We start from the raw sequence: 14,829 nt of genomic DNA on the forward strand, positions 1-14,829 counted from the left end.
CTCCGAAACTCGCGCAGCGTTGGAAGGGCAAATCCCTCTCGGCACCGCTCAGTCACCGCCCTGACCGCATTGGCCACCACGGCACTGGCCCTGACGGGACTCCCCGCAACCACGCCTCCCACCACGCCGGCTCCGTTGCGCGGAACAGTCACCATCGCCGGAAAGCCGCTGTCCCATGCCAACGTCACACTCTTCGCCGGAGACCGGCAAGGCGTCCGGGAACTAGGGAGCGCCACCACCGACGCCAACGGAGCCTTCCAGATCCGGTCCCACCAGCGCACGGGCTCTGTGCTGTACGTCGAAGCCGCAACTTCTGGCGACCGGTCGTTGCGTCTGCGTTCCGTTGTGGGAGTCGGTCCAGGTGGCGGTGTGCCGCAGCGCTCTCAATCCGCGGTCACGGTCAACGAACTCACCACCGTCGCCGGTACTTACGCACTGGCCCAGTTCACCGACCAGCGCGGCATCACCGGGCCGAGCCCCGGCCTGGAGAACGCCGCAGCCACGTCCCACAACCTTGCCGACCCGGCCACAGGGAAACCCGGCAAGGTCGTCACCGACCAGAACAACGGCAGCAAGAACGACACCCTGGCGACCCTCGGAACCCTGGCCAACCTCGTTTCTCTCTGTGCGCCGGGAGCGGACACCGGACGCTGCCGAGGCATGCTGCGCCTGGCAACACCACAAGGTGGGAGAGCACCGGGAGACACGACAGAAGCGGTGCTCAACCTTGCCCGCAACCCGAGACTGGCCACCGGCGAGCTGTACGCCCTGGCCGGGCAGGCACACACTTACACCCCCGCGCTCACCGTGGCACCCACGGCCTGGGTCCTGGCCCTGCACTACACCGCCCGCGATGTCTACGCTCCCGGCCGTATCGCCATCGACGCCAAGGGCAACGTCTGGGCCTCCAACAACTGGCTGCCGGGAACACGAAACCCCAGCCCCTACGTCACGGTGCAGGACGCGGTGGGCAACCCGACCCTCAACAGCCCCATCACCGGCGGCGGCATGAAGGCAGGAGCCTGGGGCATCGCCATTGACCACGAGGGATCCGTGTGGGTGCCCAGCTACGGTGGCAACGCCATGTCGAAATACTCGTCGACCGGCAAACCACTGTCGCCCGACACAGGATTCAAGAACGGCGACCTCAACCACCCTCAGGGCACCGCCGTCGACCAGAAGGGCAACATCTGGATCGCCAACTTCTACGGCCTGAAGGGCAACCGCGGCAAGGGAAGCGTGATCGTCTACCCCCATGGTGACCCCGCAAAGGCGATCACCATCACCGGCGGTGGCCTCGACCACCCGTTCTCCATCCAGATCGACGGCTACGGCCGGGCCTGGGTCTCCAACGCCCGCCTCAACGGGGCGAAACTCATGGACACACGCCCCCTCAAGGGCCACGCGGGCGGCAGTGTCACCGTCATCGGACCCGACTTCAAGCCGACCTCGTTCTCCCCCATCAAGGACACCTCGCTCGACTGGCCCCTCGGACTCGCCGTCGACTCCCGGAACAACGTCTGGGTGCCCAGCTTCCTCAGCAACTCGGTCACCGAACTCGGGCCCAACGGAAAGGTCACAGGAGTGTACAAACTGCCCACGACCATCGCTCCCTGGTCCATAGCCATCGACGGATCCGACCGCGTATGGGTCGCCGGCTTCGGCGCCCCCTCCGTCTCCGTCCTGTGCGGCGTGAATACCAGCGCCTGCCCGCCCGGCTCCTCCACCGGCTCCCTGCTGTCACCGCCCAACGGCTACCGCAGCAACTCCATCCAGCACCTCACCGCTGTCCAGCTCGACCAGTCCGGCAACGTCTGGCTCGCCAACAACTGGTCCGCACTCGCCCCGCCCACCGGCGGCACCGGCCTGGTCGAACTCATCGGAGTTGCCACACCCGTCTGCACACCTTTGCAGCCTCTACCGGCCCGCCCGGCATCCACCAGCCCAACCGCCTGCCCTACCCAGACCAGCACGCAGCCCAGGTGAGAATGGCCCAGGTAGTGCCGCCGTCGGGCGTCGAAGGTCGGCGGAGCGAATTTGGCCAGGAGCTGCTTTGGCGCGTGTGATCATGGCGCCCGTCGCGGCCTGAGCGGCGTCCAAAGAAAAGGCCGTCGGCCGCGTCTTCCGAGGGTGGAAGAACACGGCCGACGGCCCACAGACGGCCCAGGCGAGAGGAAACCCGCTCTGACCTGCGGCGATCTTAGATGTCGAAGTAGAGCTCGAACTCGTGCGGGTGCGGGCGCAGCTGAATCGGGGCGATCTCATTGGTGCGCTTGAAGTCGATCCACGTCTCGATCAGGTCGGACGTGAAGACGCCGCCCGCGAGGAGGTACTCGTGGTCCGCCTCCAGGGCGTCCAGGACGGCGGGGAGCGAGGTCGGGACCTGCTGGACGTTGGCGTGCTCCTCGGGAGCCAGCTCGTACAGGTCCTTGTCGATCGGCTCGGCCGGCTCGATCTTGTTCTTCACACCGTCGAGGCCGGCCATCAGCAGCGCCGAGAAGGCCAGGTACGGGTTGGACGACGGGTCCGGGGCGCGGAACTCGACGCGCTTGGCCTTCGGGTTCGAGCCCGTGATCGGGATACGCATCGCGGCGGAGCGGTTGCGCTGCGAGTAGACCATGTTGACCGGGGCCTCGAAGCCGGGGACCAGGCGGTGGTACGAGTTCACCGTCGGGTTCGTGAAGGCCAGCAGCGACGGTGCGTGCTTGAGGATGCCGCCGATGTAGTAGCGGGCGATGTCCGAGAGACCCGCGTAGCCCTGCTCGTCGTAGAACAGCGGGTTGCCGCCGGCCCACAGGGACTGGTGGACGTGCATGCCCGAACCGTTGTCGCCGAAGATCGGCTTCGGCATGAAGGTCGCGGTCTTGCCGTTGCGCCAGGCGACGTTCTTCACGATGTACTTGAAGAGCATCAGGTCGTCGGCCGCGGCGAGCAGCGTGTTGAACTTGTAGTTGATCTCGGCCTGGCCGGCGGTGCCGACCTCGTGGTGCTGGCGCTCGACCTGGAGGCCGTTCTTGTCCAGCTCAAGGGAGATCTCGGCGCGCAGGTCGGCGAAGTGGTCGACCGGCGGGACCGGGAAGTAGCCGCCCTTGTAGCGGACCTTGTAACCCCGGTTGTTCTCTTCCGAGCCGGTGTTCCAGGCGCCGGCCTCGGAGTCGATGTGGTAGAAGCTCTCGTTCGCCGACGTCTGGAAGCGGACATTGTCGAAGACGTAGAACTCGGCCTCGGGGCCGAAGTACGCGGTGTCGGCGATGCCGGTGGAGGTGAGGTACGCCTCGGCCTTCTTGGCCACGTTGCGCGGGTCACGGCTGTACTGCTCGCCGGTGATCGGGTCGTGGATGAAGAAGTTGATGTTGACGGTCTTGTCGCGGCGGAACGGGTCGACACGGGCGGTCGACAGGTCCGCCCGGAGCGCCATGTCGGACTCGTGGATGGCCTGGAAGCCGCGGATCGACGAGCCGTCGAAGGCCAGTTCCTCGGTCGGGTCGAATGCCGCTGCCGGGATGGTGAAGTGCTGCATCACACCGGGCAGGTCACAGAACCGGACATCGATGAACTTGACATCTTCGTCGGCGATGTACTTCTTCGCGTCGTCGGCGTTCTGGAACATCCAACTCCTCCTACTCCCGGCCCGGGAGGGACGGGGTTGTAGCTCGTTGTGCGGCCGGTGCGGTGGCACACGCTGGACCCGACCATAGGCAGACCGGATTTCTCAAGCATGACCCATTTGTTTCGCAGAAGTTAACCGAGGCGGGTGTCGGCGGCACCTCGAAGGCAGCTTGGAGGCGTACCGGGGCGGCGGCGGGGGCCGCGTCCGCGCGTCCGGAGGGGGCCCACCCGGCAGGGCGGGAAGGCGGGCGCAGTACCGTGGACGGGTGGACAACAGGCAAGCAATCGGATCGTGGCTCTCCGGGCCGCGTGCGGCCGCCGAGGACATGGGCGCCGATTTCGGCTACCGGGGCAAGCGGCTCGGTCTGCCCGAAGAAGGGCCGGGGGCGATCGCGCCGCTCGGCCGGCGCTTCGGCGCCCTTTTCGTCGACTGGGCGCTCTGCCTGCTGATCGCATACGGGCTGTTCGCTCGCGGTGACCAGCAGGCGGCCGGGAACTGGGCCCTCGGGATCTTTGTCGTACTGAGTGTGCTCACCGTCGGGACCGTCGGCTGTACGCCGGGCAAGCGCATCCTGGGCATTCGTGTCGTCGGCGAGGGCGGCGGCCGGCTCGGTTTCGGGCGGGTGATCATCCGGAGCGTGCTGCTGTGCCTGGCGATTCCGGCTCTGGTCTGGGACCGCGACGGACGCGGGCTGCACGACCGGCTCGCGCGCGCCGTGCAGGTGCGGATCTGAGAGCGGTCCGACGAGCGGAGACGTGAAGAGGGCGGGCTGCGAACCACCGAGGTTCGCAGCCCGCCCTCTTGTGCGTCGAGTGTGCGGCGTCAGCGCATCTTGCCGCCGCGCGGCATCCGCATACCCTTCGGCATCGGGCCCTTCGGCAGCGGCATGTTGCTCATCAGGTCGCCCATCGCCCGCAGCCGGTCGTTGGCCGCCGTCACCTGCGGGCCGGTCAGGACTCGCGGCATCTTCAGCATCTTGGTGCGGACCTTCTTCAGCGGCACCTGGCCCTCGTCGTTGCCGACGATGATGTCGTGCACGGGTACGTCCACGAGGATGCGGGCCATCTTCTTCTTCTCAGCCGCCAGCAGGGGCTTGACCCGGTTCGGGTTGCCCTCGCCCACCAGCACGATGCCTGCCTTGCCGACGGCCCGGTGGACGACGTCCTGGCTGCGGTTCATCGCTACCGCCGGAGTCGTGGTCCAGCCGCGGCCCACGCGGTCCAGCACCGCCGCCGCAGCGCCCGGCTGTCCCTCCATCTGCCCGAAGGCCGCCCGCTCGGCACGCCGCCCGAAGACGATCGCCATCGCGAGGAGGGCCAGCACGAAGCCCAGGATGCCCAGGTAGATCGGGTGGTCGATCAAGAAGCCGATGGCGAGGAGGACACCGAAGGTGACGATTCCCACACCCGTGACGACAAGACCGATCTTGGGGTCGGTCCGCCGGGTCATCTTGTAGGTCAGGGCGATCTGCTTGAGTCGCCCCGCGTTCTCGACGCTGTCCGCGCCGTCAGTGTTTGCCTTCCTCGCCATGTACTGAAGTTTACGTGGCCTAGGAACGGTGGTCGGCCACGGCCTCCAGTACGTACTCGGTCTCGACCCGGTCCTTGGCCCGGCGGCGGTCCTCGAGGACGGCCGTCCAGGCGTTGCGGCGGGCGGTGCGCTGGCCGCTGCCCAGCAGCAGCGACTCGACGGCGCGGAGAGCATCGGTGACGGACGGAATGGCGGTGGCGCGTACCGGCACGGCCTGCATCGTGGAAGTCCCCTCGGAACGGATGCGCGGAGTGAGTGGGTTACAGGAGTTGATTGCGCGGACTGGAGACAGTGAGCAGTGGCGGCGGCAGCCGTGAGAACCACTGCGCTGCGTGCATCCAGAGTCACTGCTCGGTGTTACCAGCGCATGACCTTTCGGTCAAACACCAATGAAACCTTGATATGAGCGCCGCGCACGCCGACGCGGCCCATACGCGTCCCCGACCTGCGGGGAGCGTATGGGCCGCGTCGATCCAGCCAGTACCGTTCAGTAGCTTCTTGTGCTCGGATTCACACAGTCCCGGTCAGGCAGTGGGTGCGGTCGTGACCGCGCCGCGCCGCTCGATCGCCTGCTGGAAGAGCCGGCCGGCCCGGTACGAGGAACGGACCAGCGGCCCGGACATCACACCGGAGTAGCCGATCTCGTCGGCCTCCTCCTTCAGCTCCACGAACTCGTGCGGCTTCACCCAGCGCTCGACCGGGTGGTGGCGCACGGAGGGCCGCAGGTACTGCGTGATCGTGATGAGCTCGCAGCCGGCGTCGTGCAGGTCCTGGAGCGCCTCGCTCACTTCCTCGCGGGTCTCGCCCATACCGAGGATGAGGTTCGACTTGGTCACCAGACCGGCCTCGCGGGCCCGCGTGATGACCTCCAGGGAACGCTCGTAACGGAAACCGGGACGGATCCGCTTGAAGATCCGCGGCACCGTCTCGACATTGTGCGCGAGTACCTCGGGGCGCGAGGAGAAGACCTCGGCCAGCTGCTCGGGCTCCGCGTTGAAGTCGGGGATCAGCAGCTCGACCTTGGTGGCACCGGCCTCGCGCTCCGCCGTCAGCGCGTGGATCTGGCGCACGGTCTCCGCGTACAGCCAGGCTCCGCCGTCCTCCAGGTCGTCGCGGGCGACGCCGGTGATCGTGGCGTAGTTCAGGTCCATCGTGACGACCGACTCGCCGACGCGGCGGGGCTCGTCCCGGTCCAGCGCCTGCGGCTTGCCCGTGTCGATCTGACAGAAGTCACAGCGCCGGGTGCACTGGTCACCACCGATGAGGAACGTGGCCTCACGGTCCTCCCAGCACTCGAAGATGTTCGGGCAGCCGGCCTCCTGGCACACCGTGTGCAGACCCTCGCTCTTCACGAGCTTCTGCAGCTGGTTGTACTCGGGGCCCATCTTCGCCCGGGTTTTGATCCACTCGGGCTTGCGCTCGATGGGGGTCTGGCTGTTCCGGACCTCCAGGCGCAACATCTTGCGCCCGTCGGGTGCGACAGCGGACACGTCCGGCTCCCTACGACTTCGATTCTTCGGCGAACACCAGGGTACGCCCGCTATTTGTACGGTTGGGGTGTGGCTCTTGCCCCTGGGCAACCAGGGGGTGGGCCGGGCCATTCCCGGGGCTCCGGGTCAGGCCGAGGCCCGGTCGATCTCCCGCGGGGCGAGCTCCGCGTTCTCCAGGACGTCCTTCAGGTGCTTCTCGACCACCGGGAGCACCTCCGCGATCGTGACGTCGCGGCCCAGCTCGTACGCGAGCGAGGTGACGCCCGCATCGCGGATGCCGCACGGCACGATCCGGTCGAACCAGGTGTTGTCCGGGTTCACGTTCAACGCGAAGCCGTGCATGGTCACACCCTTGGCGACCCGGATGCCGATGGCCGCCAGCTTGCGGTCCTCGCGGCGCTGACCGGCGTTGGACGGGGCGTACTCGGGGCCGTTCAGTCGCGGGTCGAACTCCTCGTCGTGCAGCCGCGGGTCGAAGTCGAGGGAGAGGCCGCCGAGCGACGGACGCTCCTCGACCGGGTCACCGAGCACCCAGACTCCGCTGCGGCCCTCGACCCGGCTGGTCTCCAGACCGAACTCGGCAGCCGTACGGATCAGCGCGTCCTCCAGCCTGCGGACATGCGCCACGACATCCACCGGGCGCGGCAGCTTCTGGATCGGGTAGCCGACGAGCTGCCCGGGGCCGTGCCAGGTGATCTTTCCGCCGCGGTCCACATCGACGACCGGAGTGCCGTCCAGGGGACGCTCACTGTCGGTCGTACGTCGTCCCGCCGTGTAGACCGGCGGGTGTTCCAGCAACAGACAGGTGTCGGGAACCGTGTCCTCGAACCGGGCCGCGTGCACCTCGCGCTGCTTCTGCCAGGCCTCCTGGTAGTCGACGGCTTCCTCGCCGAATCCCAGCCGGACGAACCGAAGCTCACTCACGGAGATGCCTCCCTACTTGCGGTACCGGGAGCCGGGGGGTGCCCCGGAACCACGTCACCATGCACTGATTCGCGCCCCGGGCCACTGTACGACCGCCCCGGGAGCGGTGGCCCGGCAGGTTGTTCCCGTCAGTGCCACCCCCAATCCTCACACGATCGGATGAATGTGAAGCGAAGGAGAGTGCGGCCGCCGTAGGGCCAGCTAAATTCGCGCCGTTCCATAAGGGCTGCCCGCCCGGCCCCGAAAGCAGGAGACCGTACAGCTGATGTCGGAACGACCTCCGCAGCGCACCCCCAACCGCCAGCTCGCCTCGCTCATCACCGAAGCCGGATTCTCGAACGCCGGTCTCGCCCGCCGGGTGGACCAGCTCGGTCTCGAACACGGCCTGGATCTGCGCTATGACAAGACCTCCGTGACTCGCTGGCTGCGCGGCCAGCAACCGCGCGGGACCACCCCCGCACTGATCGCCGAGGTCTTCACCCGGCGGCTCGGGCGCCGGCTCTCCGCGCAGGACCTGGGCCTCGACGGGTGTGCGCCCGTCTACGCCGGCCTGGAGTTCGCCGCCACTCCGGCCGAGGCGGTGGACATCGTCAGCGGCCTGTGGCGGAAGGACTCGGGCAGCCAAGCGGAGCTGCGCAAGATCGCCTTCACCCCGGCCGGGCTCGTGGTGCCCAGCCGCGACTGGCTGATCGGACGGGCCGACGAGTGGGTGGGGCGGGGGACCGAGACGGCTGCCCCCGGCGGGGGCAGCGGGACCCAGGCGGCGCCGGTGCTCGGCGCGCAGCGCGGGCCGGTGGGGGCCAACGGGTCCCGTGGTTCGCGCGCCGGGGCGCACGCCACGGCTCACGTGGGGGCGCACGGATTGCACGGGGTGAGCGGGCCCGGGGGCCGATACGGCGCCCGGGGGTTCGTGCCTGCCAGGCCCTCCGGGTCCGCCGCGTCACCCTCCGCCTCCGCCGGTCCTCCGGTACACCTCGTGCCATCGGCAACCGGTGCCCCCGGCGTCCCCCGGCAGCGGCAGACCGACCGCGGATCCGGCCAGAAGGTCAGCAGCGGCGATGTCGCCGCCCTGCGTTCCGTCGGCGAGCTCTTCCGCACCCTCGACAACGCCTACGGCGGCGGCCACGCCCGCCAGGCCCTCGTCCGCTACCTGGAGCACGAGGCCGAGCCGATGCTCCGCGGGACGTACGGGGAGACCACCGGGCGGCGGCTTTTCGCGGCCGCCGCCGATCTGACCCGGCTGGCGGGCTGGACCTCGTACGACATCGCGGCGCACGGTCTCGCCCAGCGCTACTTCGTCCAGGCGCTGCGGCTCGCGCAGGCGGCGGGGGACCGGGCGTACGGCAGTTATGTGCTGATCACCATGAGCCGGCAGGCGATCTATCTCGGGCACGGCAGGGAAGCCGTCCAGCTGGCGCGCGTCGCCCAGCAGGGCATTGGCTCGTCGGCGCCGCCCGTCGTCATGGCCCTGCTGCATGCCGTCGAGGCGCGCGGGCACGGCGTGCTCGGCGAGGCCAGGACCTGCGCGGCCTCGCTGGCGCGGGCGGAACGCGCGCTGGAGACCGCCCGGCCCGGGGACGACGTACCGTACTGGGCGCGCTCCTTCGACGAGGCGCAGCTCGCCGACGAGTTCGGGCACTGTCACCGCGATCTGCAGCAGTACCGGGCAGCCGCCCAGCACGCGGAGCGCTCGCTGCAGCTGCGCGCCCCGGGGTACGCCCGGAGCAGGCTGTTCTGCCGGGTGGTGCTGGCGTCCGCCCGGCTCGGGCTCGGCGAGCTCGACCAGGCGTGTCTGCTCGGTGCCGAGGCGGCGCAGCAGGCGGTGGAGATGCGGTCGGTCCGGGCGACGGAGTACGTACGGGACTTCGAGCGTCGCCTTGAGCCGTACCGGGACGCGGCTGCGGTACGCGGGTACCGGGACCGGGTCGCGGCCCTCGGGTGATCCCTTCCCAGGGACCACGGATGACTCTTCCGCGTGACTCCTGCGCGACGGAACGGGTGGTGGCCCGGACCGGGAGCGATCGGTCCGGGCCACCACCCGTTTCGGCAGGGCTCTCTCAGTGCCCGCGCACCTCGACCTCCGCCAGCGACAGCGGGTTGGTGCCGGAGGCCAGTTGCACGCGGACGTACCTGCCGGAGGTGCCCGCCGGGAGCTGCACGGCGGACGGCCGTCCGGCCTGACCGGTGACATGAACCGCCGTCACACCGGGTGCGGTCCGTGCCTCATCGAGTCCGTCGGGCGTGATCGGGGTGTCCGAGGTCAGGACCCAGAAGTCCCTCAGCCGGTCGGAGCAGCAGTCGGTCCGGTTCCAGATGTCGACTGCGGACAGTGACTTCGAAGCGCCCAGGTCGACCTGCCACCACGCCTGCGACGAGGGCTCCGCGGTGTGGGTCACCGAGCCCGACCCGAAGGAGCCGTCGGTGTTCCCGTCGACGGCGCGGGAGGCGGGGGCGTCCCACGCGGTGCTCTTCTGGGTGGCCGGCTTGTTCCGGGCGAGGTTCTCCAGGGCCACCGTGACCTTGACCGCCGTGGTGGTGGTGAGACGGCCGTGGCGCAGGGTGATGTTCAGTGTGTACGTACCGGGAGCCGCGGAAGCGGGCGGCGTCACGGTGAACGGGACCTTCGCGTCCGCGCCCGGCGCCAGCGGGTGCACGCGGGTGGCCGCCGGGGTGACGGTCCACCCCTCGGGTCCGGACAGCCCGATCCTGGTCCCGGAGGCGCGCGTGCGGGCGGTGTTGGTCAGGGTCAGGGTGCCGTCGGCGGCGCGCCCGGAGTTGAGCTCCTTCGGTAGCTCGGTCCTCGTGCGGACGAGGGTGTTCACGCCCGGAGTGGTGACCTTGAAGACGTACGCGCTCGTGCTCCTGGTGGCCGACGCCCCGTCCTTCGGCGTCTCGACGATCACGCGGCCTGCGGAGTCCTTGTGCCAGGGCAGTGCGCTGCCGTCCGAACCGAGCAGAGTGATACGGGAGTCGGCGGCGACGGGCGTGTCGGCGCCGAGGGTGAGTTCGGCGCCGGGCCACTCCAGCGCGGTCGCGTACAGCGTGCCGTCCTTCACCGTGTAGCGGACCTTGTCGTCTCCGGTCGGCTCCTCGGCGTGGTGCCAGTAGGTCGTCCCGTAGATCGCCTCGCCGTTGATCTTCAGCCAGGCGCCGATGTCGAGCAGCCGCTGCTGCTGGATCTCGGGGATGGTGCCGTCGGCGCGCGGGCCGATGTCGAGCAGCAGATTGCCGTTCTTGCTGACGATGTCGGTGAGCGAGTCGATCAGCTGGTCGGAGGTGAGGTGGTCCTCCTCGGGCTCGTTCTGGTTGTAGCCGTAGGAGTGCGCGATGCCCCGGCTCGCCTCCCACTTGTTCGGGTCGATGTCCGGCTTGACCGTGTATTCGGGTGTCTGGAAGTCGAGTTCCTTGCTGTCCAGCGCACCGGTCTCGATCTTGCAGCGGTTGGCGACCGCGACTTCCTTCGGGTGTGCCCGGTTCTTCGCTCGGTTGTAGTAGTCGGCGATGACGGGCGCGGTCTTCCAGTACGAGGCGGGTTTGTCCCACTGCCCGTCGCACCAGATGATGTCGGGATCGTACTGATCGACCAGCTCGTTCAGTTGCGGCACCATGTAGTCGCCGACGTAGTCCTTGACCGACGGGGCGCCGGTGTACGGGACTTCGGCGCCGGTGTACGGGTTGCGGACCGGGCTGCCGGTGTACGACGGGTTGTACCACTCGTACAGCGAGTAGTAGAACCCCGCCTTCAGCTGCCCGCCCTCGGTGTCCTTGCGTGCCGCCTTGAACAGGTCGCCCGCCAGGTCGCGCTTCGGGCCGAGGTCCACGGTGTCGCGGCCGCTGACCTTGCTGTCGAACAGTGCGACGCCTTCATGGTGCTTGGAGGTCAGCACGAAGTATTTGGCACCGGCATCCTTGAACAGCTTCACCCAGGCGTCCGGGTCGTACTTCTCGGCCTTCCACTGGCCGATGAAGTCGTCGTAGTTCGCGGCCGTGCCGTAGGTGTCCTTCTGGTGGGTGTTGGTGGCGCTGCCCTTGCTGTTCATGTAGTTCCAGTACCACTCGGCGTAGCTGCCGCGCGGACCCCAGGCGGGCACCGAATAGGCGCCCCAGTGGATGAAGATGCCGAACTTGTCGTCGTTGAACCACGTGGGCGTGGGGTGGCTGTTGAGGGACTCCACCGTCGGCTCGTAGTCCTTCGACGGGGGTTCGGGCGCGGCGGAGGCCGGGGTGGTCAGGAGGCCGGCGAGGGCCGCCAGAGCCGTCGCTCCGACGAGTCGGGTACGGGTACGGCCATGGGTGCGGGGCACTGTGGGTTCCCTTCGGGTCAGCGGTCGTCGTGCGCGTAGTCGGCCCGGACCTGTTCGGGGCTCAACGCCTCGTCCCAGGTGGTGACTTCGTCGAGATCACCGCGCAGCCCGGCCTTGTCGGTGCCGATCGAGCGCAGCGGGATGCGGGTCCGCGCCGACAGCTGCGTGTGGTCGCCCGCTTCGGTCCGCTGGGTCGGCCTGGGAACAACGGCCGTCCCTGGGGCGGCCGTTGTGGTGCTGGTGCTCGATCCGGGTTCGTCCGGGGGCTCGTTCGCCACCACGACGGGAGTGATAGATCCGATGACTGGAGCTATAAGGAGCGGCGGAACGGGCATGGCTCGGCGCACTACGGTCTCCTGAAGTCCGGTTTCGCCAGGACCGTAGCGTTAGATGTGACGCGCGACAAGGGTGTTTGCGGGAGTGGTGTGGACCACTCCCGAAAACAGGAGGTGGGGCGATAGATCCGATCTGTAAGGGGTGTTGGGGGGTTGGGATCGGCTGGACCGGGGCAGGATGTGCGGGGGCGGACTCAGGCCGCTTCGCGCAGCTCCGCCTCCAGGTGGCCGGGCCGGATGCCCAGATCGCCGAGGATGGCGTGCGCCGCGCGGCGGCCCGAGGACAGGGCGCCCTGCACCGTGCTCGTGTCCCGGTGGTCGCCGCACACGTACAGCCCGGCGAGCAGCCTGACCGGGCGGCGCAGATCGTGCGGGGGCGGCATGGCGGGGACCGCCTCGGGGTCGTGGTGGGCGGCCAGCAGTTCCCAGTCGTCCGTCGGGGTGCCGTACAACGCGGCGAGATGGATGCGGACCGAGCGGTCGAGATCGGGCGGCGGGGTGCCGAGCACCGTCGACGTGATCAGGGTCCGGCCGTGCGGGGCGCGCGAGGGGTCGACCTCGCTCATCACGCAGGTGTGGGCCACCGGGCCCGAGCGGTCGGCGTCCAGCAGCAGTGAGGCGCCGGTCGGCGGGGGAGCGGGGGCGGTGTGGTGCAGGACCGTCACCGGATGGAAGGGCGGCACCCGAAGGCCGGGCAGCAGCTCGGCGGCGGCGCTCGCACCGGTGGCCAGCAGCAGGGAACGGCAGCCCAGTTCGCCGTGTTCCTTGGTGTGTACGGAGGTGGTGTCGGCGGCGGTGACATGGACGCCGGTCCGCACGGTGCCGGGCGGCAGGGCCGCCGCCAGCAGCTCGGGCAGCGTGGCCGAGCCGCCGGACGGTACGCACAGCCGGCCGCGCGCGTAGCTGCGCAGGGCGAGATCGGCGCACCGGCTCGATGTGGTGAGCCCGGGGTCACTGAGCAGCGCGGCGAGCAGCGGGCGCAGGAAGCCGTTGACCGTACGCGAGGGCAGACCGCGGGTGGACAGGGCGGCGAGCGCGGTCCGCTCCGGCCGGGCCAGGATGCGGGCGGCCGGGGTGGTCGCGAGCCGGGCGAGGGCCGCGCCGAGCCTGGCCTGGTCGATCGGCCCGCCCATCGGCGGGCGGGGGGCGCTCGCCAGGGCGCGCGCCGCCTTGAATGCGCCCCGTGCGCCCCGTACCTGGCGCGCATCGCCGTTCCGGTACTGGCGGCCCTCGCTGTGGACGAGGACCCCCGGAGCGAAGTTCCGCAGCAGGAGCCCTTCGAGGCCGGGCGCGGCGCGCAGTTCCGGATACGAGGTGCTGAGGAGCGGGCCGATGTGGTCGAGCCGGAACCCGTCCACCTCCTCGGTGGTCATCCGGCCGCCGACGCGTGGGCCGGCCTCCAGGACGCTGACGCTGACCCCTGCACTGGTCAATTGATGGGCTGCTGACAGGCCGGCGATTCCGGCACCGATGATGACGACGTCCGCGTGGTGTGCCGTGCTGAGCACGTGCCCCTCCCCGAGTCGGCGCAACTGGTGGGAGGCTCTTGCCCCCAACAGGCCCCCGGAATGCCCGAGTTCGCCACGAGGCTAGGAGGGGTCCGGTGCGGGCGCAGTCGCGCGCGGCCCGGGGCATCGTTGCACGGGGTCGCACACCCGTGTGATTCGACCGTGCGGGGTCAGTGCAGCGCCGCGCGGATGGCGCCGTCGATGCCGGGGAAGGCGAAGGTGAACCCCGAGTCCAGCAGCCGTGCGGGCAGTACCCGTTGGCTGCCCAGCACGTCCTCCGCGAAGTCCCCGAGGACGATCCGGAGCGCGGGCGCCGGGACGGAGAACAGCGTCGGACGGTGCAGCACGCGCCCCATCGCCGCTGTCACCTCGGCGTTGGTCACGGGGTCGGGGCCGGTCAGGTTCACCGGTCCGGACAGCGACTCCGTGTCGAGGAGGTGCCGCAGGGCCGCGATGTGGTCGTGCAGCGCGATGAAGCTCCAGTACTGGCGCCCGCTGCCGAGCCGCCCGCCGAGCCCCGCGCGGAACAGCGGGAACAGCCGCCCCCAGGCCCCGCCCTCCCGGGCGACGACCAGGCCCGTGCGCGCATACACCGTCCGGATGCCTGCCGCCTCCGCCGGAGCCGCGGCAGCCTCCCAGTCCACGCAGACGGACGGCAGGAAGCCCGTGCCGTGCGGCGCGCTCTCGTCGACCGCGCGGTCCCCGGTGTCGCCGTAGTAGCCGATGGCCGACCCGCAGAGCAGCACCGTCGGCGGTACGTCGAGGGAGGCCACCGTCTCGGCGATCGCCGCCGTGCCCAGCACCCGGCTGTCCCGGATCTCCCGCTTGTACTCCTCCGTCCAGCGATGGTCGCCGACCCCGGCCCCGGCGAGATGGACGACGGCGTCGCAGCCGACCAGGCCCGCCCCGTCGACGTAACCCCGCTTCGGGTCCCACTCGACCTCGTCCCCGGCACGCGCCGGGTGCCGGACGAGGCGCACGACCTCGTGTCCGTCGGCCCGCAGCGAGCGCACCAGCGCGGTTCCGATGAGTCCGGTGGATCCGGTGACAGCGATACGGGAGTACACCATGGCCCCATCCTGCCGCAGCGGCGTACGGGGTGCCTCGCCCCCGTCACTCGTCACGCCC

At 69.7% G+C, this 14,829-nt stretch carries 12 protein-coding genes; 3 read left to right on the forward strand and 9 right to left on the reverse strand.

Translation table 11 applies throughout. The features are described from left to right. The first annotated feature begins 135 nt into the window (after nucleotides 1-135). Entirely contained in the window at nucleotides 136-1,986 is a 1,851-nt protein-coding gene (locus AB0915_RS05295; protein WP_366689811.1) for a hypothetical protein, read from the forward strand. A gap of 214 nt (nucleotides 1,987-2,200) precedes the next feature. Here AB0915_RS05295 and glnA read toward each other — a convergent pair whose 3' ends face one another. Next, the gene (gene glnA, locus AB0915_RS05300) at nucleotides 2,201-3,610 is read right to left on the reverse strand and encodes a type I glutamate--ammonia ligase (RefSeq protein ID WP_366689812.1); all 1,410 of its coding nucleotides are present in this window, start codon (nucleotides 3,608-3,610) and stop codon (nucleotides 2,201-2,203) included. A 265-nt stretch (nucleotides 3,611-3,875) separates the two neighbouring features. On the opposite strand from glnA, the gene AB0915_RS05305 reads away from it, so the two are divergent. Further along, nucleotides 3,876-4,343 (forward strand): RDD family protein, encoded by a 468-nt coding sequence (locus tag AB0915_RS05305; RefSeq protein WP_366689813.1) that lies wholly within the window; start codon nucleotides 3,876-3,878, stop codon nucleotides 4,341-4,343. Nucleotides 4,344-4,432: 89 nt separating this feature from the next. On the opposite strand, the gene AB0915_RS05310 is transcribed toward AB0915_RS05305, so the two are convergent. From AB0915_RS05310 to lipB, 4 genes are all read right to left on the reverse strand, one after another. Continuing rightward, on the reverse strand, nucleotides 4,433-5,140 hold the full coding sequence (locus AB0915_RS05310) for a DUF4191 domain-containing protein (protein WP_366689814.1): 708 nt from the start codon (nucleotides 5,138-5,140) through the stop codon (nucleotides 4,433-4,435). Between the two features lie 19 nt (nucleotides 5,141-5,159). Further along, nucleotides 5,160-5,360 carry a hypothetical protein gene (locus AB0915_RS05315; protein ID WP_366689815.1) on the reverse strand — a complete coding sequence of 67 codons (201 nt, stop codon included), beginning with the start codon at nucleotides 5,358-5,360 and terminating at the stop codon, nucleotides 5,160-5,162. 304 nt (nucleotides 5,361-5,664) lie between these two features. Beyond that, the gene (lipA, locus tag AB0915_RS05320) at nucleotides 5,665-6,630 is read right to left on the reverse strand and encodes a lipoyl synthase (RefSeq protein ID WP_366689816.1); all 966 of its coding nucleotides are present in this window, start codon (nucleotides 6,628-6,630) and stop codon (nucleotides 5,665-5,667) included. A gap of 126 nt (nucleotides 6,631-6,756) precedes the next feature. After that, complete coding sequence (gene lipB, locus AB0915_RS05325) at nucleotides 6,757-7,554, reverse strand: lipoyl(octanoyl) transferase LipB (RefSeq protein WP_366689817.1); 798 nt, start codon at nucleotides 7,552-7,554, stop codon at nucleotides 6,757-6,759. 265 nt (nucleotides 7,555-7,819) lie between these two features. On the opposite strand from lipB, the gene AB0915_RS05330 reads away from it, so the two are divergent. Continuing rightward, nucleotides 7,820-9,496 carry a regulator gene (locus AB0915_RS05330; protein ID WP_366689818.1) on the forward strand — a complete coding sequence of 559 codons (1,677 nt, stop codon included), beginning with the start codon at nucleotides 7,820-7,822 and terminating at the stop codon, nucleotides 9,494-9,496. A gap of 115 nt (nucleotides 9,497-9,611) precedes the next feature. Here the strand turns inward: AB0915_RS05330 and AB0915_RS05335 are convergent, their stop codons facing one another. The 4 genes from AB0915_RS05335 to AB0915_RS05350 all read right to left on the reverse strand — a co-directional run bounded on the left by AB0915_RS05335 (nucleotide 9,612) and on the right by AB0915_RS05350 (nucleotide 14,771). Further along, entirely contained in the window at nucleotides 9,612-11,858 is a 2,247-nt protein-coding gene (locus AB0915_RS05335) for an alpha-L-fucosidase (RefSeq protein WP_366689819.1), read from the reverse strand. 17 nt (nucleotides 11,859-11,875) lie between these two features. Beyond that, a complete protein-coding gene (locus tag AB0915_RS05340; protein ID WP_366689820.1) occupies nucleotides 11,876-12,139 on the reverse strand; it encodes a hypothetical protein in 264 nt (87 codons plus the stop codon). A gap of 248 nt (nucleotides 12,140-12,387) precedes the next feature. After that, entirely contained in the window at nucleotides 12,388-13,701 is a 1,314-nt protein-coding gene (locus AB0915_RS05345; protein ID WP_366689821.1) for an NAD(P)/FAD-dependent oxidoreductase, read from the reverse strand. A gap of 170 nt (nucleotides 13,702-13,871) precedes the next feature. Then, nucleotides 13,872-14,771 (reverse strand): TIGR01777 family oxidoreductase, encoded by a 900-nt coding sequence (locus AB0915_RS05350; protein ID WP_366689822.1) that lies wholly within the window; start codon nucleotides 14,769-14,771, stop codon nucleotides 13,872-13,874. Nucleotides 14,772-14,829 lie beyond the last annotated feature (58 nt).

Origin of the sequence: Streptomyces sp. NPDC048411, from assembly GCF_040704695.1 — a bacterium.
Taxonomy (GTDB): domain Bacteria; phylum Actinomycetota; class Actinomycetes; order Streptomycetales; family Streptomycetaceae; genus Streptomyces.